Here is a 21036-nt window from a genome sequence, read left to right as displayed (position 1 = left end):
CGATAAACGAAAAAAGCTTCAGTATCAATTGATTAGCGGATGATTTTGCTCAGAAAATCCCAAACTACCACGCCCGTGGCCACTGAGATGTTGAGGGAGTGCTTGGTGCCGAACTGGGGAATCTCCAACACAAAATCAGAGTGGTTAATGACCTCCTGCTCCACGCCGAACACCTCGTTGCCCAGCACCAGTGCGTAGTTCTGTTCCGGTTCAGGTATAAACTTGTTAAGCTTCACGCTATTCTCCGCCTGTTCCACCGAGCCAATCTGATACCCTTGTTCTTTAAGTTGCTTCACCAGTTCCAACGTATCGGGCACATGCTCCCATTCCACCGACTCCGTGGCGCCAAGCGCTGTTTTCTCGATGTCGCGGTGGGGTGGGGTGCCGGTGATGCCGCACAGGTATACCTTACTTACCATAAAGGCATCGGCGGTACGGAAAACAGAGCCCACATTGTTGAGACTGCGCACATTGTCGAGCACCAAGACTAACGGTATTTTTTTCTTATTTTTGAATTCTTCAACCGAGTCGCGGTTGAGGTCGTCCATGGAGAGTTTTCGCATTGGATTATTGGTAATGGGTATTGGGGCAAAGGTACAAAGAAAGGACTGTCTGAATCAGGATTTAGGGATTTACAGGATTGACAGGATTCATGTGCACGATTAACATCCCCCTGCCCCTTCGAAGGGAAGTTCAGCTACTACCAGTTTTATAGGTATAGCTTCACAGCAAATACCACTGGCAGGTATAGCAAGACTAACTCGCACGCTGGCTACAAAGCAGATAGCCTTAGCCCGGTGCATAAGTGACGATTTTGTGTCTGAGCGGTCAGCGAATTTAAAAGGGTCTTGACTTTTTTGCTTACTGGGGGTAGGGGCCCTCGATTTTTTTGGCAAGACAAAAAGTGAGTGCCCGCTGCACAGGCGAAGCTGAAAGCAAGATAGGTAGCTATACCTATACCTGGGCCAGAGGACCCACCATAGTAGACACGAGCGCGGACGCTCGCGCCATACAAAACACAGTTAAGATTAACCGGGAATCTATTTCCCAACAAAGATACACAAGTATGAAAGGAGGAGACAACGGCACAGTAACCCCACTGATGAAACAATACAACGCCATAAAGGCGAAGCATCCGGGAGCGCTGCTGCTATTCAGGGTAGGGGACTTTTACGAAACCTTTGGCGAAGATGCCGTAAGGGCCAGTAAGATATTGGACATCGTGCTAACCAAGCGTGGCGCTGGCTCAAGCTCTGAGACAGCATTGGCCGGTTTCCCGCACCACTCCCTCGACACCTACCTGCCCAAACTGGTGCGTGCCGGTGAGCGTGTGGCCATCTGCGACCAGCTCGAGGACCCGAAATCGGTGAAAGGTATTGTGAAGCGGGGCGTAACCGAACTGGTAACACCGGGCGTCTCCTTTAATGACCAAGTGCTGGAACGTCGCAGCAACAACTACCTGGCGGCTGTGCATTTTGGTAAGACCGAAGCTGGTGTTTCCTTTCTGGATATCTCGACTGGCGAATTCATCACGGCACAGGGCGACAAGAACTATGTGGGCAAATTGCTGCAGAGTCTGGCGCCGGCGGAGGTGCTGTTTTGCAAGCGCGAGAAAGAAACCTTTTTCCAGAGCTATGGCCCCGACTTCCGCTTTTATGCGCTGGAAGAGTGGGTATTCAGCTATGACTTCGCTTACGAGTCATTGACGCGGCATTTTAGCACGACTTCCCTCAAGGGCTTTGGTATAGAAGGGATGCAGGAGGCGATCACATCAGCAGGTGCCATCCTTCATTACCTCTCCGAGACGCATCACCACGAAATCAGCCACATCGCGACCATCTCACGACTAGAGGAAGACAAGTACGTATGGCTCGACCGCTTTACAGTGCGCAACCTCGAGTTGGTTTACCCTCAAAACCAGGATGGTGTGCCGCTGATTCAGATCCTCGACCAGACTACTACCCCGATGGGTGCCCGCCTGCTCAAAAAGTGGGTAGTGCTGCCGCTGAAGGACGTGGTGCAGATCAAGCGCCGCCTCGACACGGTAGAGGCCCTGACCCAGCATACCGAGCTGCTAGACGAGCTATACCTGCATCTCAAACAAATCAACGACCTCGAGCGACTGATCTCCAAAGTAGCTGTGCGGCGCGTGAACCCACGGGAACTGATGCAGTTGGCAAAAGCTTTGGATGCGATTCAACCGATCAAAAAAATGCTGGCTGCCAGCGGTATACCCGCACTTGTAAAATTGGCTGATCAGTTAGCGCCTTGCGATGGCCTGCGCGAAGAGATAAAGAACATCCTGAAGCCCGACGCCCCGATGCTCACCAACCAGGGCAATATGATCAACGACGGCGTGAGCGAGGAACTGGACGAGCTGCGCCAAATTGCGTTCTCGGGCAAGGATTACCTGGCCCAACTGCAGCAGCGGGAGGTACGCAACACAGGTATCAGCTCCCTCAAGATTGCTTATAATAAGGTATTTGGTTACTATCTGGAAGTAACGCACGCGCACAAAGACAAAGTGCCTGCCAGCTGGATTCGCAAACAGACCCTGGTAAATGCCGAGCGCTACATCACGGAAGAACTAAAGACTTACGAAGAGAAGATCCTAAACGCAGAGGAGCGCATTTATACTATTGAGTTCGGGTTATTTAACGAGCTGGTGCTGCAAGCCATGGACTATGTGGGGCAGATTCAGCAGAATGCTAAAGTCATTGCCGTGATCGACTGCCTGAGCGCCTTTGCAGGTATAGCGGTGGCCGGTAACTACGTGAAGCCTGAGGTATGCGATAGCCATGTGCTGGATATTAAGAAAGGCCGCCACCCGGTGATTGAGAAGCAACTGCCGCTGGGAGAGGAGTACGTGCCCAACGATATTTACCTTGACAACGAAGAGCAGCAGGTTATCATCATTACGGGTCCGAACATGGCCGGTAAAAGTGCTTTGCTCCGCCAGACGGCCCTGATCGTGCTGATGGCGCAGATCGGCTGTTTCGTGCCGGCCGAGGCAGCCCGCATCGGTATCATCGACAAGATATTTACCCGTGTGGGTGCTTCGGATAACCTTTCGAAAGGTGAATCGACCTTTATGGTGGAGATGACCGAGACGGCCAGCATTCTGAACAACCTCTCGGACCGCAGTCTGGTGCTGATGGACGAGATCGGGCGCGGTACAAGTACCTACGATGGCATTTCGATTGCCTGGGCCATTGTGGAGCACCTGCACAACCACCCGAAATTCAGGGCCAAGACGCTTTTCGCCACGCACTACCACGAACTCAACCAACTGGCCGAAGATTTTCCTCGTGTGAAGAATTTTAATGTGTCGGTAAAAGAGGCGGGTGGCAAGATACTCTTTATGCGCAAACTGGTAGAAGGCGGGAGCGAGCACAGCTTCGGTATACATGTGGCCCAAATGGCAGGTATGCCCAACAGCGTGGTATTGCGTGCCGACGAGATTATGCATCACCTTGAAAAAGAGAAGGTGTCGGAGCATGCACCGAAGCAGCGGATGAAGTCGGCTCCCAAGAATAACTACCAACTGAGCATGTTCGAGCTGCAGGACCCGCAATTGCAGCGTGTGAAAGAGCTCATGGAGCAGCTCGATATTAATACTATAACACCTGTAGAGGCCCTTTTGAAACTCAACGAGCTCAAATTATTGTTGAAAGACAAAGGCGAAATGGTGCGCTAACAGGTATAGCCGGACAGTAACTAAAGATTTTGTGAAAATTTTCTCGCTGAAAATCAGTGTAAAAAGAAAAACTGGCGGAAAATTTTAGTGCTGCCTCTTGACTTCTGAAATTTTGTCTATATCTTTGTATCACTAAATCGCTAAGGGGGTTTAGGGAATGACTAAAAGCGGGAGTAGCTCAGTTGGTAGAGCGCGACCTTGCCAAGGTCGAGGTCGCGAGTTCGAACCTCGTCTCCCGCTCAAGAATGACAAAGACGTTGTGATAAGCAACGTCTTTGTTTTTTAAAGTCACCCCTCCGAAAAACGTTTCGGAAGGCGCCGGGATGGTGGAACTGGTAGACACGCAAGACTTAAAATCTTGTGAGCGCAAGCTCGTGCGGGTTCGATTCCCGCTCCTGGTACTGAACTTACTATATTTGGATAACCAAATGTTAAGAAAAACCCGCTTAGATGCATTCTAAGCGGGTTTTTGCTTTTATAGCCTTTCCCTAATACACCCCGCTTTTTCCCTTGTTTTGATGTTATTTGTAACCAGTTTGTAACTCGTTTGTAACTGATGTAAATATCTTTTCTTATATTGGATAAGAAAGGAATACAAAAGCTATGCAAGGGAAAAAACGAGCGCCAAAAGAACCAGTTAGGCTAAGGGAAAAGAAACTGGCAAACGGCAAACTAAGCCTGTACTTAGATTTCTACTATGAGGGGGTAAGGGAATTTGAGTTCCTGAAACTGTACATAGTGGCAAAACCTAAGGATAAGCTAGAAAAAGACTCTAATAAGACCGTTCTGGAGCTTGCACAGCGCATCAAGGCCAAACGCACAGAGGAACTGCTAACAGGAGCCCTGAACCTGAGTTCTAAGACACAGGGCTCAGTAGACTTTGTACAGTACTGGCAGGCTTACAACACACAATACACAAAGGCAGATCATAGGGTGTTGAGTGCCTGCCTGAACAAGTTCAAATCCTTTCTGAAAGACAGGTATGATACAGCCCGCCTGCCTTGCAAAGACATTACCCCAAATTTTGTACTAGCATTTAAGGACTACTTAGAAGCAAAACAGACAGGCGATGGCCCTCAGACTTACTTTACCCGCTTTAAGAAGGTGGTAAAGCATGGCATGAGGGAAAACCTGTTCCCACATTACCCACTGCCTGAAAAGGTAAAGTTTAAGAGCGGGGGCATGAATAAAGGGGTACTGAACTTAGATGAGATCAAAGCATTAGCGGCCGCCTATTGTGGTAACGAGGTAATAAAGCGGGCTTTTCTGTTTGCCTGCAATACTGGCTTAAGGTTTGGCGATATAAAAGCCCTTAAATGGCAGGATATAGGCGGCTCAGAGCTGTTTGTAGTGCAGAACAAGACTAAGGAGGTGCTCAGGCTTAAACTCAATCAGAACGCCCTTAAACTGATAGGGGAGCGGGGCACACCCGATAGCCTGGTATTCCCTTTACCATCATTTGAGGGCTCAGTTAAGACTGTTAAGAATTGGGTAGCAAGAGCGGGTATAGATAAGCGCATTACCTGGCATAGTGCCCGCCATTCCTTTGCTACCAACATACTTGTATTGGGGTATGACATTAAAACCCTTTCCCAACTCTTAGGGCACACTTCCATACAGCATACACAAAAGTACCTGAGCATTGCAGACGAGCGCAAAGCACAGGCTGTAAACGCCTTACCTGACCTTAATTTTTAATAGCTATGCAGGAATATGAATACACTTTTGAAGATTGGTTGAAAGGAGAGATCAAAAGTGAGGATCTAGTAAGTTTAGTTGAAAATAAAAGGCTGGGAGAAAACGACTTTAAAAGAATAAGGTCAGATCAAAGTTTTGCATACTCTAATTATATAGCTATGCACCTGCAATTGATGAAGCTTGCCTTTTATAGGAGATATGAACACTCCTTTGCAAAGGAAGATTTACTAAGCCAACAATTGAAAGCAGTTGAAGAAGCCTTGAAGAACTTCAAAGCTGACAACCCTATGCTTTATTGGGAAGCAATCAATGGTATAGACAATAGGTACAAATTAACACCTCCATTTATTCCATTCTATCTAATGGCTAGCCCTTTAATAGATGAATTTGAAGAGATAATGCCTACTCATATATCTTATTATACTAAATCAAACTTTTTCAGATGGCTTAAGTGGCTAAAAGAAGATGGTAAAAATGATACTGAGCCCTCATTTGATGGATTTAGTGAGGAAGCAAGAAATGAACTTGATAAAATCAACCAACGATTTGAAAGGTTAAAGCAATTGGATAGTAAAAGAATGGATGATTACATTCAGGATCTTTATAACCTACCATTTGTTAAGGAACGAGTAACAAAGCTTATGGCTGAGCAGGCAGTAAGCACATTGAGTAACTACTCTAATGAACAACCCAGTTATAATGAAAGCTCTAAAGGTGAATTTATAAGCTATGTATGGCAGGATGATCACAAAGAGGAGCTTCCAAAGCTATATAAGTTAATGAAAGATAAGTATCTGCATAAGAATACAACGCTTAAACAGTTTAAAGCTGTATTTACAGGTAAGACTACAGAAAATTTTACTCCTATCAAGTGGCATGATACCAACGCCTATGAATTGCTTTACTTTATCATGCAATTAATAGACTCAGGCAATATAGATGGAAGCCTTAAGAGGATGGATTATATAAAGCTTAAAGCTTGTTTTATTAAACCTAATGGAGAACCATTCACAACTGATTTCAAAGTTGTAAAGCAGAAGGTAAAAGAAGAGCTATCAGCTGAGAAGCAAGAGGCCATAGATGAACTTATAAGCCACTTCTGCTAATCTCAATCCCTTACCATTACCTTAACCTTCATCAAAAGTGAAGGTTTTTTCTTTCCAACCGTTGCAATCTTTGCTCTTGTTATAACGAACAAAGGATTAGCGCTAATCCATTTCTAAAACTTCAAAAAGAAAAGAAATGGAATTTCAACAACTAGAGGAAAGGCTAAGAAGCATTGAAACCCTGCTATTAAGCCAAAAGACAGTATTAAACTTTGATGAGGCGGCAAGCTATACAGGCTTATCTAAAAGCTACCTGTATAAATTAACCTCAGGGGCTCAGATATGCCACTACAAACCCCAGGGAAAGCACATCTACTTTAATAAGGTAGAGTTAGACCATTGGCTGCAAAGAAACCCTGTAACGCCTATAAACGCTGATGAGATAGAACAGCAGGCAGCAACCTATGTAGCACTTAAGAACATGGGGAGGGCTAAGTCATGATAGCGGCATACTTTAGATTTGAGAACCTACCAGGTCAGGTAAAGGCTAAGTATGGTATTAGAAGTAAAGCCCGCTTAGACTGCACAACCCACGCCAACACTAAAGGCTATACAGGGTTGATAGATTTTATAAACGCCAAAGGGCAAATGTACCTGTTTAAGATACCTGCCAGAGAGTTTGTAAAGGCCAATAGTAAACGCCTGGCAGAATGGGCACTATCCAACGGTAAACTAAACCTATCCAGCATCTACTTTGAAGATGTAGACTTTCCTGAGTATGGCTATGGATACCCCAACGCTAACAGGCTCCTGAGCAATGGCACAGCCAACCCGCTATTCCCTTACAGGAATGACTGCTATCTGTTCATCACTAATCAGGATCTAACCTTAGTAGAAGTGTTGATAATACTTAATGGCAGGAACCTTATACCTGGCTACTATCAAAACCTAATAGATGGAGCATTAGACAGCGAGATAGAACAGCTAAGGGCACAGGCTAAGCCGTTCTTTGACTATGGTATTTCCTTATAGTAAGCAGTACAGATTTATACTTTTTATAAACGCTATGTACTGTACTATAGGCCAATTCCTAGCAGTGGATATGATAGGCGGTTCTGTTTGGGACTGCCTGCCATATCTGACCAACCTATCAGAGAACTACAGGCAGGACACAGGCAAAACTTATATTACTGGCAATGCTGGTAATTTAAGGATAGGCATATCAGAGCATGGGGTAAGTATAAAAGGGAGTCTAGCTAAGTTCTACTTAGGCACTAACCTGCACACCCTAACCCGCTCAGATAGTAAAAGAGCCTTTGAACTGATGGCAGACACGCTACACCTGCCAGTATATAAGGCAAAGGTTACAAGAATAGATGTAGGGCAAAACATCATGACAGATTATAAGCCTGAGCTGTACTATCCTTACTTAGGTCAAAGCGCCTACTACACCAAACTAACCCAGCCCAAAAGCATAAGCTATCAGAACAGCCAAAGGAGCAAAAAGGCCTATAACAAGATAGCTGAAAGCAAAAAGAACAGGGTAACTATACCTGAGGTGTATGCAGGTAAGCACCTGCTCAGGTTTGAGGTTAGCTACACCGCCCGCCTGCCTAAGCAATTCAATCAGGCACTTATAACCCCTGACACCCTAACAGATGAACGGTTTTATATAGCTATGTATGACCGTTGGCATAACGAGTATGAATCGATAAACAAAGTAGGACTTACCCTAATGGATACAAGCAAGATAAACACCCCAAAGGATTACAAAGATCAACTGTTAAGGCTGGTAGTGCAGGAAAGAGGCTTAGAGGCATTCCTACACCATATTGAGGTAATGAAAGAGCAAAAGGTCTTTAAGCACAAAAAGTATTATACAGACCTTAAAAATGACCTTAAGAAGATGGTAAAGTCTCAAAGTATTGCAGAACAACCTGAGCTAATACAGGAGCTAGACAAAAAGATAGCAAACGCCAAAAGGTATTACCGCTAACATAGGCTAAACGGTAGCTCAGGTATAGGCAGGGGGGCATCAGGCAGGTTTAGTCCTGCTATGGCTATACCGCTGCATAACTCTTTATGCCCGCGTGCAACTGAGAATATTTTTTCAGGCAGGGGGTAAGTAATTATCTCTGAGCCTTATCTGGCCTATACCGCATGGGCATAAATTTTACTCACTGCCAAATTAAAGGTAAAGGGGGTAAGCCCTAAAAGAGTGCATTGTGGTAGCCAGAAATGGCCCGCTATTAAGTTGATTTACCCTGCACATTCCCTAAAGATTTAGGTTTCATTTCCAACCCAAACCCATACCCTTATGCCAAAGCCTTACACATTCCCGACCTTGTTTGATGAGGTTAAAACAGTATCCATATCTAACCTTATCAGATGGGGCTACCTTAAGCCCAACCGTTACCGATCAGGCACTATTACATGGAGCAGGAACGGCTCAGTATACAGCAGCATAGGTATAGCTGTTAGCACCCTGATAGATAACCCTTACCTGGAACTGAGTTATACCTATGGGGATAAGCCTGTTAAGTACAAAGTGGAGCTAACAACCGTTCCCGCTAATATTGGCAAAGGTGAGGTATGGTACTTTGTTTGTCCCAGCACTGGCAAAAATTGCAGGATACTTTACTCAGTTGGGGCTCTGTTCCTGCACAGGTCTGCCTGCAAAGGCTATATGTATGAAAAGCAGACATACAGCCATAAGAACAGAGGCATCATGAGAATGTATGAAAAGCTGTTCAGTTCTGACAAAGTGTATGAGGAGCTATACAGCAAACACTTTAAAAGAACCTATAGGGGTAAACCTACCAAACGATTCCTAAGGCTTATGCAGAAGATCAGAGAAAGTGAGCGCGTGCCCTATTCTGAATCTGAGCTGATGGTAATGTAATGGTAGGAGGCACTAGGTAATACTAGAGTTTTAGAAGTGTATAGAACCTGACAAAACCCAACATTGCCGCGCGTATAGCAGAACTACATAAAACTACACTTTTGGGAGGTTATAGAACCTGATAAAACCTGAAATAGATCTAAGTGAGAGCTACTCCTGAAAGGGTAGCTTTTTTTATTGTAGAAAGCGGGTTATTTTGTGCCTGCATTAAATCAAGACCTATCCTGTTAAGCATAGAAAGCGAACCAATATAAGTAAACACCGTCTGAGCAATAACAGTGAAATAACAGTAAAAGCCTTGCCTAAGCAGCCATACCTGGCAGCCTATACAGATGTTAGTAAATGTTAAGGATTTCACGCGCGCGAGGCAATCTTATTTAGAGGCTTATAGTGTATGAATTATATTAATCTCAGTAGTATCCACAGGCTCTACTCTTTTCCTGATTATTGGAGCATGAAAGAGGCTAAGCCTAAAATCAGGAGAGTTATAATGGCTAAGGATTTTAGGGAAGTAAAAGAGATCGAGGCAAAGCACTATGTACAAAAGTATGGGGATTATGCTTTTAGGAACTACCTGAGAGAGGATAAGAAGGATCTTAAGGAATCTGGCTTACAATCACTTATTACAGCTTTACAGGCTCTTTATAAGCTCAATGGATACCCTGCAAAGTATATCATAATAGAGGGAAGGTATTAGAAAACTTAGCATACCAAAGCGTGTAGCATGTAGAGAGTAACAAAACCCGTCTCAACTTGTCATAAGTTGTCATATCGGAAACCATAAAAAGGCCTGAGCTTTACACAAGAGCTTAACAAAACCTGACAAATCTGACACCTTAAAAAGGCTCAACTGTTAGACAGTAGAGTTAGACACATGAACAAAACTGAACACCCTAAAAAGGATAACATTTGACCAGAACGCGCGCGGGGTTGAAGGATAATCTATTATAGCTGTCAATAAATTTACAAATGCCAAAGCAAACAATAAACCTGGATTTGCCGCCTAAAAAGGTCATGAAAAGCCGAGGCCTACCTTTTTTATATCTGCTCCTGCCTTTAAACTTCTCTTACCTGTCTGGCAGCAAAGGAAACTCAGGATTTGATAAACAATACTATTTTTAAATAAACTTTATTAGGAATACTTAGCGATGGTTCTGTATTTTTGCGGGCTTAAAATTAGATGGGTACCAATTTGTATTCTTCTTCTTAGTTACTAATTCCAAGCTCTAAAATATATAACAGTAGTATGTTATTTAACTCTATTGACTTTGCAATATTTTTACCGATAGTCTTTATTCTCTATTGGTTTGTGACAAATAATAACCTTAGGCTTCAGAACTTGCTGATAGTCGCTGCAAGTTACTTGTTCTATGGCTGGTGGGATTGGAAGTTCTTGTCATTGATACTATTTAGTTCTGTAGTGGATTATATTATAGGACTTGGACTGGCGAAAGAGGATAATGCAACCAAGAGAAAGGCATTGCTTTGGACGAGCATTATAGTGAATCTCGGGTTTCTAGGTATGTTCAAATACTATAATTTCTTTCTAGATAATTTTGTTACAGCTTTTACATTTTTTGGTGCAGATATAAAAGGTGGTTCGCTTAATATAATTTTGCCTGTAGGTATCAGTTTCTATACCTTCCAAACATTAAGCTATTCCATTGATATTTACAAAAAGAAGCTTGAGCCTACCAGAGATTTTATTGCCTTCTCAGCTTTTGTTAGCTTTTTCCCTCAATTGGTCGCAGGCCCAATTGAAAGGGCCACTCATTTACTCCCTCAATTCTATACTAAACGAACATTTGACTATAGACTGGCAGTGGATGGGATGCGGCAAATCCTCTGGGGGCTTTTTAAGAAGGTAGTTATTGCAGATAATTGTGCTGAGTACGCTAACCTGATATTCAATAATTCTGATGATTATTCAGGGAGCACTCTGGTCTTAGGTGCGCTATTCTTCACTTTTCAAATATATGGGGACTTCTCTGGTTATTCTGATATAGCTATAGGAACCTCAAGGCTGTTTGGTTTTGACCTGATGAGGAACTTTGCCTTTCCATATTTTTCAAGAGACATTGCAGAATTTTGGAGGCGCTGGCACATATCGCTATCTACTTGGTTCAGAGACTACCTTTACATCCCGCTAGGTGGTAGTAAAGGCGGCATGTGGATGAAGGTCAGGAATACCTTTATCATTTTCATTGTAAGTGGTTTTTGGCACGGGGCAAACTGGACCTTTATCGTTTGGGGTGCGCTTAATGCTATTTACTTCTTGCCTCTTTTGTTAACCAATAATAACAGAAACAACTTGCATATAGTGGCTGAAGGTAGATATCTACCTACCATAAAGGAACTGTTCTCCATGCTTGTTACCTTTAGCCTAACTGTCTTTGCCTGGATTTTCTTTAGGGCTGATAATATGAGCCATGCAATCAGCTATATCTCTGGAATTTTTTCATCATCACTGTTTACAGTCCCACGATTTGCAGGTATGGGCGGAGCATTAAATACTATAATTTTGTTACTTATTTTTGTGGTTGCTGAATGGTTGGGAAGAGAGCAACAATATGCTATCGCTAGTTTAGGTTTAAAGTGGAAACGCTCATTTAGGTACGCTATATACTATGCCGTTATCATAGCTATTTTTTGGTTCGGCGGTAAAGAGCAAGATTTTATTTACTTTCAGTTTTAGATATGAAAAAATTTGTAACAAAGGTTGTCTATTTTCCTGTTCCACTCATAATACTTCTGTTAGTTGTAGAGTTACATATCGCCTACACCGCCAATTCGTTTAATGTTAAAGCTGAGTTTATACAACAAAACAAAGATGTGGAAGCCATTTTTCTCGGTTCCTCACACTCAATGGATGCTATCAATCCAGAATTTCTTGATTTTAAGGCAGCAAATTTAGCATATGGGGGGCAGGATTATCAGCTTGATAGCGCATTATTCTTTAATTATATTAAAGAACTCCCTCAAATAAAATATGTTTTTATTGAAGTTGATTACCACTCATTAGCAAAAAAGAACCCTGTTGACTTTTATAGGTTTAGCTGGTACAGTTTCTATCATAATATTGCATTTCCTGAAACTAAGCTAGTTGATAAGTATTTCCTTTATCAATCTAACCCCCAATTCTTCAATCAACGTCTTATTAGGCAGTTAAATCCTTTTAGCACTGATCTGCAGTTAAATGAATTTGGCTTTGCAACTAACGTCTCTGAAGGAGTATTTAAAAGTTTAAATTACAATGACGAGTTAATTCGTAAAACAGCCGTGGAAAGATTCAAGCATAAAGGTGGGGAATATTCATCCAAGCAGAATTATGATTACAATGAACGAACGATAAGTTCAGTAATAAACTATTGCTTAGAAAACAATATAGTGGTGTTCTTGCTCAAAACGCCTCTATACCCAACATATACAGAACGATATGAGGAAGAAAGGCTTAATAGGAGGAATATGTTCATTAAACGAGTGTTAGAAAATGAAAGTGTTATCTTGCTAGACTTTGAACATGATAATCGTTTTCAGGTAAAAGATTTCAAGAATGACGATCACTTAAACTCACATGGGGCAAAGAAACTGACGCTAATGTTGGATAGTGCTGTTATGGATAAGAATAGAACACTATCTAGAAACGTAAGAGTGCTCAATGAAGGAGTATAAGGACTGCAAAATGATTGTCAATTAGGTAGTTAAAACAATTAGCCTGAAATGTATTGAACACCTGCAGGCAAGCTTCACAAGCTACCTAAAGCAGAAGATTCAAGACTGCAAGAGCCTGCCTATATTAAAGCGGATTCAATATTAGGATAATAGTAGGAACCACTTAAGTAGACTAGAGTTGTATAAGTGTATTAACCTCACAAAATCTGACATACCCGCTCGTATAGCAAAACAGATAGGTGAGAGTTTGTTAATGAATGTTGAATTCCCTAAGCCTACAGGAGCTGAATTTCAGTATCCATAAAAGAGGGGTAACTCAATACCTGCATAAGAGGGAATACAACAAAAAATAAGCCCTATATTCTGATGCTTTTACTTTTTTTGTAACCAGTTTGTAACTAGTTGTAATAAAACAACTGTTAAGTTATTGGCTTTCAACATCATAATGCGAGGGTTAAATACACGCTCCTGGTACTTGAATGAAGAAAAAGCCCTTGTAACGTATGTTGCGAGGGCTTTTTGCATTATAGGCAGACTTGGAGGTAGGAATGCAATTTTGAACAGCAGCATGAACATGTTTTCCGTATGTGAGGGCTCTGAGGTTATAAAATGATAGTCGCGCATGGCTGAAGCAGAGAGCAGGAGTTTCTTTAAGACAGAAAAGACGATAGCTGATATTAGGGAAGAGCTTTTAGTGAGTTCTTTTGAAATCTGGGCAGGAGTTGTGCTGCAGAGCTCAGCGAATACTGTAATGCCGATTCTCTACTGCGACTTTGATGCCGGACAGGACAGTTTGCCAGTAAGTGTTAATTCCTCCTTAGCAAAACTCTTGCGACTTCTCTATAAAAGCACCGGTACGCGGACTGACCTCAACAAGGCCGTGAGTGCAGTTTTCTATGATACTGACTACGATACTGACCCTGCTACTTTAAGTCAATGGCAGGAGCAGGCCGTGCAGTTGCCCTACTTCCAGGAGCTGCAGCATACGCCAATCTTTTTGCACCAAGAAACTGCAGAGACCGAGCTGAACCAGTTGTTGGACGGAAAGGCTGCTATTTTCGCTTTTGTAAATCCTTTCAGTAACAGCGTTTCGCTTAAAGCACTGACTCATTTGCTGGAAAATAGTGAACTGGGGTTGTTCATGCATTTTACATTGCAGGATATGCAGGTGGCACTGAAGAGGGCTAAAAATGATGAAGCGGTCCAAGTGCTTTTTGGAGACCGCCTTAGCCAGATAAGAGACTTCCAAAAGAAGAACAGGAGTACTGATAAAAGAGAGGAATTTCTGTTTAATACCTTTGAAGGGCTTTTAAGGGAAAAAGGCTGCTATACCTTCCGATTCAGAATAAACTGGGCAGACAAGGTGCAAACCAGCCGCTATCTGGTATTTGCTTCTAAAGGCCAGCAAGCCTATACTCAACTTAAAGAGTTGATGGTCAGGTATAGCGAGGTGCAGGAGGATGGCGTACCCTTGTTTGGAGCTAATCTGCAACAGCAACAGACCTCGCTGTTTCATGAGCACTATACCTACTCCATTGCCAATTTAGTAGAGGATCTTTCTCAGCGGGCCGCAGATTATAATAACCGCACAGTGCAACATGTTTATGAAAAGCATAGCATTAGTACCTACTATACCCTGGAGAATTATAAATCCGCCTTTGAAAAGCTGATGCGACTAGGTATAGTGAAGTTTATCAATCCCAAAACAGGGCAGCCCATCTCGAAGCTGACAACAATGTCTTTGATCAGGTATAACCTCAGGAAATAGTACCGTTCAAATATGTAGTTTCTGTTCAGTCTTTTAGTGGCCCATATTGACGCTGATGTTTACTTATCCGTTGTCGGGTCTATCATTGCTCTGCTTGACTTGCTGAGCAGGACGCCACGCTCGGGAGAATCAGACAATACATTTAAAGGTTGTTTAGTTCTATATACCGGCCTCTAATCGAGTGCTATTGCCTTACCAATTCCCTGTTCCTGTTCGCATCAATTGCCAGCAGGATGAACAGCAGGATAGTGAATGACCATAGCGAGGAGCCACCGTAGCTGAAGAAAGGCAGCGGTATACCTACTACCGGCGCCAGGCCGATGGTCATGCCCACGTTGATGACGAAGTGAAAGAAGATAACTGACACCACGCAGTAGCCATAGGTACGGCCAAAGACGGACTTCTGCCGCTCAGCAATGTACACGATGCGCATCATGAGCAGGAGGAACAGCGCAATCAGAATGGTGCTGCCTACCCAGCCGTGCTCTTCGCCGATGGTGCAGAAGATGAAGTCGGTGCTTTGCTCGGGCACGAAGTCGAACTTGGTCTGCGTCCCCTCCAGAAAACCCTTGCCCCAGAAACCACCTGAACCTATTGCAATCTTCGACTGCGTAACGTTCCATCCATAGCCCAACGGATCAGCCTCCGGATTGATGAGCGCCTTGATGCGGTTTTGCTGGTGCGGTTGCAGGACGTCATTTACGAAGTAATCCACGCTGAACACCATCCCTACCACCATTACAAAAAGCGCGATCATGGTTTTGAATCGACGCATGAGTCGATAGTCGAGGAACATGGCCAGGCCCATGAGAGCGGCAATGCCGAGGAGCAGGTATAGCTTCGGTACGAGCAATGTCAGAATGAAAATAGCCGCTGCAGAACCGCCGATGATCAGGATGAGGGGCGACATCCCTTCGCGAAAGAAAGCCAGGATAAAGGCACCAAACACAAGAGCCGAGCCCGTTTCGTTCTGTAGGATGATAATGATAGCAGGAAGGAACGTAATGGCCGCCAGAATCATCTGGTCTTTCATGTTTTGCTGCCGCAGACTCACATTGCTCAGGAATTTAGAGATGGCCAGGGCAGTTGCAAATTTGGCCAGCTCGGCAGGCTGCAAGCGTATACCTCCTCCCAAATCGAGCCACGAGCGTGAGCCCGCCACCGGGTTGGCAACAACCAATGTAAAGAGCAGCAGCAGGATAATGGCACCGTAAATGGGATAGGCCAAGTGTTCGTATACCTTATAATCAACAACGAGCAGCACAATCATCAAAATAACGCCCGTACCGATCCATAGCAGCTGCTTACCAGAGTTGATATCGAAGCTGAAGATGTTTACCACATTGTCGGGGCTGTACACCACGGCGTAAATGTTCATCCAGCCCAGCGCCACCAATACAAAGTAGATAAGCACAGTAAACCAGTCCAGGTTGCCAAACACGCTGGTTGAGCTACGACGACTGCCTACCTGAGGTCCTACCCTGTTCCCGAGTACTCGCTGTTCAACTGGCATACCTTACTTCGATTTAATGTTCAAATATTCGCGACTCAGCACCCACTTCTCCTGCTCTTTGATCGTCACGGTATCGGTCAGGTACTGTTCGATCATCAGGCCCGCAATAGGCGCCGCCGACTGCCCACCCCACTTACCATGCTCCACATAAACCGCTATCGCAATTTTAGGGTCTTCCATGGGGGCAAAAGCCACAAACACGGCGTGGTCAGGGCCTTGCGGGTTCTGAGCCGTTCCGGTTTTGCCGCAAACAGTTATACCTACTTTTGCCAGACTGGCCTTACGGCCTGTGCCTGCGCGCACCACCTCGGCCATACCTTCTATAATCGGATCAAAGTGATGAGGCTTCACAGAGGTATAGTGACGTTCGTAGTTTTCTGCCAGCGGCTTGCCGTCCTCTCCAATAGAGCGGATGAGGTGCGGGGTCACATAGTAGCCTTTATTGGCGACAACAGCCATGAAGTTTGCCATCTGCAGCGGCGTTACACCCAGTTCGCCTTGCCCAATGCTGAGGGAATAGATGGTAGAGTATTTCCAGCGGTTTTTGCCGTACACGCGGTCATACAAATCCGTTGAGGCGATAATGCCTGACTTCTCGCCAGGTATATCAATGCCCAGTTTCTTGCCGAAGCCGAAAGTAAGCACATGCTCGCGCCAGTCTTTCAGGCCAAGTGATGTGTCGGTAAAGGTATTTTGGGATTTGCCCTGGTTAATGAGTGCTTTATAAGCCTGGAAGAACCACGGGTTGCAGGAGTGCTGCACGGCACCGCGCAAATCGAGTGGTGACGGGTGTGGGTGGCAATTCACCAGTGACTTGTTGCAGGCATACCTTGTATTTGGGTTTATCACACCGTCTTCCAAAGCGATCAGAGCCTGCGTCAGTTTAAAGATAGAGCCGGGCGGGTTCTGGTCGGCCATAATCGGGCGGTTGAACATGGTCTTGTCCGGGTCCTGAAGCAGCTGCATGTAGTTCTTGCCGTAGTCTTTGCCCGTGAACAGGTTCGGGTCGTAAAAAGGCGCCGAGATGTAAGCCAAGATTTCGCCGGTCTTCGGTTCGATGGCTACAATACTGCCCTTGGCTCCATTCATCAGATGTTCGCCATAGGCTTGCAAATCCAGGTCGATGGTGCTCACCATGTTCTGTCCGGCTATGGAAAGCGTGTCGTAGGCGCCATCTTTAAAAGAGCCTTTGTCGATGCCGCGCACGTTTACCATCTTGTATTTGACGCCGCGCTTGCCCATCAGATACTGTTCATAGGCCATCTCTATACCTGCTTTGCCGATATAGTCGCCGGGGCGGTAGCCTGCGTAGGTGCTGTCCTCCAGTTGTTTCGGGCTGATTTCGGCAATATACCCCAGCGCATGCCCCAGACTCTGGTGCGGATAGCCGCGGGCGGTACGGGCGTTAATGTAAAAACCGGGGAAGTCGATCAGGTTGTCCTGAATGTGGGCAAAGTCCTGCGTGCTCAGCATCTGCTGAAAGATGGAAGGTTTCACCCAGGAATAGGCTCGGGCTTTTTTGAAGCGCTCACGGGCATCCTCCAGCGGAATGTCGAGCATATTGGCCAGGCGCAGCGTATCGATGTTGCGGGCTTCCTTCGGCACGATCATGAGGTCGTACACGGGTGTGTTCTGCACCAGCAGTTCGCCGTTACGGTCGTAAATCAATCCCCGGAAAGGATACTGGATAACTGTCTTAATCGCGTTTGTCTCGGCAGCCTGTTTGTAGCTGCTGTCCACTACCTGGATGTAAAAAAGGCGCAAGGCATATACCACCCCCACCACCAGGAAGATTGCTTGTATGACGTATTTTCTGTTTTCGAGGTAGTTCATCTATTCGCTCTCTTAAGGGAGAAGAACAGTAATTGCAAAATGACCATCACAACGCCTGTGAACAACACGCTCAGCAGGATTTTAGGCACGGCAGCCGACAAACCCTCCAGACTGAAAATTTCGAGGAGGAACACAGCCGTATGGTGTGCCAGGATCAGGGTAAGCGCGTAAGCCAGAAACCAGCGCCAGCCCATGATGTGTATGTTCACGGAGTCATTCGTATCGTAACCATCACGCGGTGTGAGAAGGTTCAATATCATGGGTCTTAAATAAGCCAGCAGCACACTGGCCGCCGCATGTATACCCATCGTGTCATAAAAAATATCGACCGCGAAACCAGCAAGAAAGCCCAGGAACAGGAGCAGGACCCGGTTCATCTCAAGTGGCAGGAAAAGAAGAAAAGCAATGTAGATAAAGCTGAAGCCGGTGCCGAAAAGCACCAGATTGTCCATCAACAGTATCTGCATGGCCACAAATACCACAAACTGCAAGATATGTCTTATACCTAAGCTGTTATTCATTGGGTAGTATTCCTGCTTCTATTTCCAGGGAGTCCTGCTCTGGCCGCCGCGGATTTTCCACGACATACACATAAGAGAGTTGAGCAAAGTCAACCGAGAGTTTCACCCGGATGGTATAAAAACTTTTGTCGAGTTCACGTTCTACCTCGCTGATCGTACCGATCATGATTCCTTCCGGAAACACGGTGTTATAGCCGCTTGTCACCACGGTATCGCCGGGCTCGGGCTTCACGTGAAGTGGTATGTAATCGAGTAGGGCCGTGCGGTAGTCGCCACCTGTCCACTTAATAGTGCCAAAGGTGTTGTCCTTCTTGATCTTGGCTGAAATCAGCATTTGCGAGTGCAGCAGTGACGTAACAGTTGCATAGCGCTGCGACACGGTTTTTACGCGACCGACAGCCCCATTCGGGGAAATAACGCCCATGCCTGGTTTCACACCATCCTGGCTGCCTGCTGACAGCGTCAGGTAGTTGTTGGTGCGGCGAATCGAGTTGTTGATAACACGACCGGCATGCAGAATGAAAGGTTCTGACTTGGCAGAGTCTGTAGCTGCAAAATAGGTCCCGTCAAGCTGATCAGTGCTGTCTGCTTCGGCATCCTGCCTGTAGGACATAAGTTGCTGGCGCAGCACGGCATTCTCCTGGGCAAGCGTACTGTTTACAGACGCCAGCCGGAAGTAGTCGGTCACACCACTCTGGAACTCAAGTACCTGCCCTATATAGGTGTTGGCGGAGTTGAACATGGCCGCCCCCTGGTATGTGTTGTAACGCACGATCAGGAAAATGCACAAGGCCTCCAGCAGCACGAATATAAGGAACGCACGGAACCGGTAAATAAATGCAAATAGATTCCGCATGCGGCACTTTTAAGTCAGGAGGACGTTCTTGAAGCCTTCCAGATTTTTGATAGCCGCACCCGTACCGCGCACCACCGCTCTAAGCGGGTCTTCAGCGATGTGGATCGGCAGTTTAGTTTTGGCAGCCAGACGCTTGTCGAAACCGCGAAGCAATGCGCCACCACCTGTCAAGTGGATACCGTTGTCGTAAATATCGGCAGACAGCTCCGGCGGCGCGATTTCCAGCGCTTTCAGTACCGCTTCCTCAATTTTCGACACCGACTTGTCCAGTGCAATCGCGATTTCCTGGTAGGTTACCTTAATTACTTTCGGTATACCTGTCATCAGGTCACGACCACGGATCTCGTAGTCGGCTGGCGGATTTTCGAGTTCTGTCAGGGCAGAACCTACTTCGATCTTGATTTTTTCGGCAGAACGCTCGCCAATCAGCAAGTTGTGCTGGCGACGCATGTAATCCAGAATGTCTTTGGTGAACACGTCGCCCGCAATACGGATAGACTGGTCGCATACGATACCGGAAAGCGCCACTACAGCAATCTCCGTTGTACCACCCCCGATGTCCACAATCATGGAACCAATCGGTTGCTCTACGTCAATGCCTATACCTATCGCAGCAGCCATTGGCTCCTGAATCATCCATACCTCTTTGGCGCCGGCATGCTGGGCCGAATCACGCACAGCGCGTTTCTCCACCTCAGTTATACCTGAAGGAATACAGATCACCATGCGGTGCGAAGGCTGGAACAAACGACGGCCCGTGTCAATCATTTTGATCATACCCCGGATCATCTCTTCAGCGGCGTGGAAGTCGGCAATTACGCCATCTTTCAGCGGACGAATCGTCTTGATGTTTTCGTGGGTTTTTTCGTGCATTTGCATGGCGTTTCGGCCAATAGCAAGTACACGACCCGTGGTGCGGTCCACGGCAATGATAGACGGCTCGTCCACCACAATCTTATCGTTATGGATGATAAGGGTATTGGCAGTACCCAAATCAATAGCAATATCGCTGGTAAGAAAGTTAAATAGTCCCATTCTTATTTTTTGAAGGCGTGCGGCTGCCCAGTTATATTTTTAATATACAATATTTCTAATCAAAAACTAGCCGCAAAATTAGTGATTTTCAGCGGAATTAATAATGCTGATGCAGAAGAGGCAAAAGTTTTCAAAGTTTTTCTTTCCCATATTCCATACAATTCTCTTTGCTGCCTTTCATAACGCATCTCCAGGTATAAAATTGGATAGCAACTATAGTTTGATTTGTTCGGGCAGGTATAGGATTTGCGCTATGTAATCAGGTTGAACGAGGGGATTGCTGCAACGATAAAGGCCTCCCTTTTCATATCTGCTATACTTGCTAAGCAAGAATATTCAGACTTAAAAAAAAGCCCCATCCGGTAAAGGAGGGCACTGAAAAAGTCTCCGTGAAAACTGGAGAATTAAAGGAGCAGGAATTAAGTTTTCTGCTCCTTTTTTCGTATCTCCTAGTGGAATCAGAGAGCATTCAGATGGTAGCGCAACAGCAACAAA

17 protein-coding genes and 2 tRNA genes are annotated in these 21036 nt (G+C 45.3%); 13 read left to right on the top strand and 6 right to left on the bottom strand.

Annotation, left to right across the window (positions count from 1 at the left end):
* Positions 1-32 precede the first annotated feature (32 nt).
* Positions 33-563 carry an RNA methyltransferase gene (locus K3G39_RS19885; protein ID WP_220627925.1) on the bottom strand — a complete coding sequence of 177 codons (531 nt, stop codon included), beginning with the start codon at positions 561-563 and terminating at the stop codon, positions 33-35.
* A gap of 503 nt (positions 564-1066) precedes the next feature.
* On the opposite strand from K3G39_RS19885, the gene mutS reads away from it, so the two are divergent.
* The 13 genes from mutS to K3G39_RS19820 all read left to right on the top strand — a co-directional run bounded on the left by mutS (position 1067) and on the right by K3G39_RS19820 (position 14783).
* Positions 1067-3697, top strand: coding sequence for a DNA mismatch repair protein MutS (gene mutS, locus K3G39_RS19880; protein WP_220627936.1), 2631 nt, complete (start codon positions 1067-1069; stop codon positions 3695-3697).
* A gap of 167 nt (positions 3698-3864) precedes the next feature.
* Positions 3865-3937: transfer RNA gene (locus tag K3G39_RS19875), tRNA-Gly, on the top strand.
* A 77-nt stretch (positions 3938-4014) separates the two neighbouring features.
* Positions 4015-4098 (top strand) — tRNA-Leu (locus tag K3G39_RS19870).
* Between the two features lie 202 nt (positions 4099-4300).
* Positions 4301-5395, top strand: a complete 1095-nt coding sequence (locus tag K3G39_RS19865) for a site-specific integrase (RefSeq protein ID WP_220627924.1) — start codon at positions 4301-4303, stop codon at positions 5393-5395.
* A 5-nt stretch (positions 5396-5400) separates the two neighbouring features.
* On the top strand, positions 5401-6501 hold the full coding sequence (locus K3G39_RS19860) for a hypothetical protein (protein WP_018476691.1): 1101 nt from the start codon (positions 5401-5403) through the stop codon (positions 6499-6501).
* A 136-nt stretch (positions 6502-6637) separates the two neighbouring features.
* The gene (locus tag K3G39_RS19855; RefSeq protein WP_220627923.1) at positions 6638-6943 is read left to right on the top strand and encodes a helix-turn-helix domain-containing protein; all 306 of its coding nucleotides are present in this window, start codon (positions 6638-6640) and stop codon (positions 6941-6943) included.
* Positions 6940-7473, top strand: coding sequence for a hypothetical protein (locus K3G39_RS19850; protein WP_220627922.1), 534 nt, complete (start codon positions 6940-6942; stop codon positions 7471-7473). Before K3G39_RS19855 ends, K3G39_RS19850 begins: the two co-directional genes overlap by 4 nt.
* On the top strand, positions 7457-8437 hold the full coding sequence (locus tag K3G39_RS19845; protein ID WP_220627921.1) for a phage/plasmid replication protein: 981 nt from the start codon (positions 7457-7459) through the stop codon (positions 8435-8437). The genes K3G39_RS19850 and K3G39_RS19845 overlap by 17 nt, the downstream gene beginning before the upstream one ends.
* Positions 8438-8758: 321 nt before the next feature.
* Positions 8759-9343 (top strand): hypothetical protein, encoded by a 585-nt coding sequence (locus K3G39_RS19840; RefSeq protein ID WP_220627920.1) that lies wholly within the window; start codon positions 8759-8761, stop codon positions 9341-9343.
* A 394-nt stretch (positions 9344-9737) separates the two neighbouring features.
* Positions 9738-10040 carry a hypothetical protein gene (locus tag K3G39_RS19835; RefSeq protein WP_220627919.1) on the top strand — a complete coding sequence of 101 codons (303 nt, stop codon included), beginning with the start codon at positions 9738-9740 and terminating at the stop codon, positions 10038-10040.
* Between the two features lie 549 nt (positions 10041-10589).
* Entirely contained in the window at positions 10590-12038 is a 1449-nt protein-coding gene (locus tag K3G39_RS19830; RefSeq protein WP_220627918.1) for an MBOAT family protein, read from the top strand.
* 2 nt (positions 12039-12040) lie between these two features.
* A complete protein-coding gene (locus tag K3G39_RS19825) occupies positions 12041-13015 on the top strand; it encodes a hypothetical protein (RefSeq protein ID WP_220627917.1) in 975 nt (324 codons plus the stop codon).
* 622 nt (positions 13016-13637) lie between these two features.
* A complete protein-coding gene (locus tag K3G39_RS19820; protein ID WP_220627916.1) occupies positions 13638-14783 on the top strand; it encodes a hypothetical protein in 1146 nt (381 codons plus the stop codon).
* A gap of 184 nt (positions 14784-14967) precedes the next feature.
* Here the strand turns inward: K3G39_RS19820 and rodA are convergent, their stop codons facing one another.
* From rodA to K3G39_RS19795, 5 genes are read right to left on the bottom strand one after another with little or no spacing between them, the layout of a single operon-like run.
* Positions 14968-16296 (bottom strand): rod shape-determining protein RodA, encoded by a 1329-nt coding sequence (rodA, locus tag K3G39_RS19815; protein WP_220627915.1) that lies wholly within the window; start codon positions 16294-16296, stop codon positions 14968-14970.
* Between the two features lie 3 nt (positions 16297-16299).
* Positions 16300-18129, bottom strand: coding sequence for a penicillin-binding protein 2 (mrdA, locus tag K3G39_RS19810; protein WP_220627914.1), 1830 nt, complete (start codon positions 18127-18129; stop codon positions 16300-16302).
* Positions 18126-18650: a hypothetical protein gene (locus K3G39_RS19805; protein ID WP_220627913.1), complete on the bottom strand. Its 525-nt coding sequence runs from the start codon at positions 18648-18650 to the stop codon at positions 18126-18128. Before K3G39_RS19805 ends, mrdA begins: the two co-directional genes overlap by 4 nt.
* Positions 18643-19506: a rod shape-determining protein MreC gene (gene mreC / locus K3G39_RS19800; RefSeq protein WP_220627912.1), complete on the bottom strand. Its 864-nt coding sequence runs from the start codon at positions 19504-19506 to the stop codon at positions 18643-18645. Before mreC ends, K3G39_RS19805 begins: the two co-directional genes overlap by 8 nt.
* 9 nt (positions 19507-19515) lie before the next feature.
* Entirely contained in the window at positions 19516-20541 is a 1026-nt protein-coding gene (locus tag K3G39_RS19795) for a rod shape-determining protein (protein WP_007652384.1), read from the bottom strand.
* Positions 20542-21036: the final 495 nt, after the last annotated feature.

It is taken from the genome of Pontibacter sp. HSC-14F20 (assembly GCF_019599265.1).
In the GTDB taxonomy this organism is placed as follows: domain Bacteria; phylum Bacteroidota; class Bacteroidia; order Cytophagales; family Hymenobacteraceae; genus Pontibacter.
The sequence above is the reverse complement of the archived record's forward strand: the minus strand, read 5'-3'. Positions and strand labels throughout refer to the sequence as shown.

Coding starts and splice junctions, on each gene's coding strand:
- K3G39_RS19860 (WP_018476691.1), top strand. CDS start 5,401: ATGCAGGAATATGAATACACTTTTGAAGATTGGTTGAAAGGAGAGATC.
- K3G39_RS19855 (WP_220627923.1), top strand. CDS start 6,638: ATGGAATTTCAACAACTAGAGGAAAGGCTAAGAAGCATTGAAACCCTG.
- mrdA (WP_220627914.1), bottom strand. CDS start 18,129: ATGAACTACCTCGAAAACAGAAAATACGTCATACAAGCAATCTTCCTG.
- K3G39_RS19850 (WP_220627922.1), top strand. CDS start 6,940: ATGATAGCGGCATACTTTAGATTTGAGAACCTACCAGGTCAGGTAAAG.
- K3G39_RS19840 (WP_220627920.1), top strand. CDS start 8,759: ATGCCAAAGCCTTACACATTCCCGACCTTGTTTGATGAGGTTAAAACA.
- K3G39_RS19805 (WP_220627913.1), bottom strand. CDS start 18,650: ATGAATAACAGCTTAGGTATAAGACATATCTTGCAGTTTGTGGTATTT.
- K3G39_RS19865 (WP_220627924.1), top strand. CDS start 4,301: ATGCAAGGGAAAAAACGAGCGCCAAAAGAACCAGTTAGGCTAAGGGAA.
- mreC (WP_220627912.1), bottom strand. CDS start 19,506: ATGCGGAATCTATTTGCATTTATTTACCGGTTCCGTGCGTTCCTTATA.
- K3G39_RS19820 (WP_220627916.1), top strand. CDS start 13,638: ATGGCTGAAGCAGAGAGCAGGAGTTTCTTTAAGACAGAAAAGACGATA.
- mutS (WP_220627936.1), top strand. CDS start 1,067: ATGAAAGGAGGAGACAACGGCACAGTAACCCCACTGATGAAACAATAC.
- K3G39_RS19845 (WP_220627921.1), top strand. CDS start 7,457: ATGGTATTTCCTTATAGTAAGCAGTACAGATTTATACTTTTTATAAAC.
- rodA (WP_220627915.1), bottom strand. CDS start 16,296: ATGCCAGTTGAACAGCGAGTACTCGGGAACAGGGTAGGACCTCAGGTA.
- K3G39_RS19885 (WP_220627925.1), bottom strand. CDS start 563: ATGCGAAAACTCTCCATGGACGACCTCAACCGCGACTCGGTTGAAGAA.
- K3G39_RS19835 (WP_220627919.1), top strand. CDS start 9,738: ATGAATTATATTAATCTCAGTAGTATCCACAGGCTCTACTCTTTTCCT.
- K3G39_RS19795 (WP_007652384.1), bottom strand. CDS start 20,541: ATGGGACTATTTAACTTTCTTACCAGCGATATTGCTATTGATTTGGGT.
- K3G39_RS19825 (WP_220627917.1), top strand. CDS start 12,041: ATGAAAAAATTTGTAACAAAGGTTGTCTATTTTCCTGTTCCACTCATA.
- K3G39_RS19830 (WP_220627918.1), top strand. CDS start 10,590: ATGTTATTTAACTCTATTGACTTTGCAATATTTTTACCGATAGTCTTT.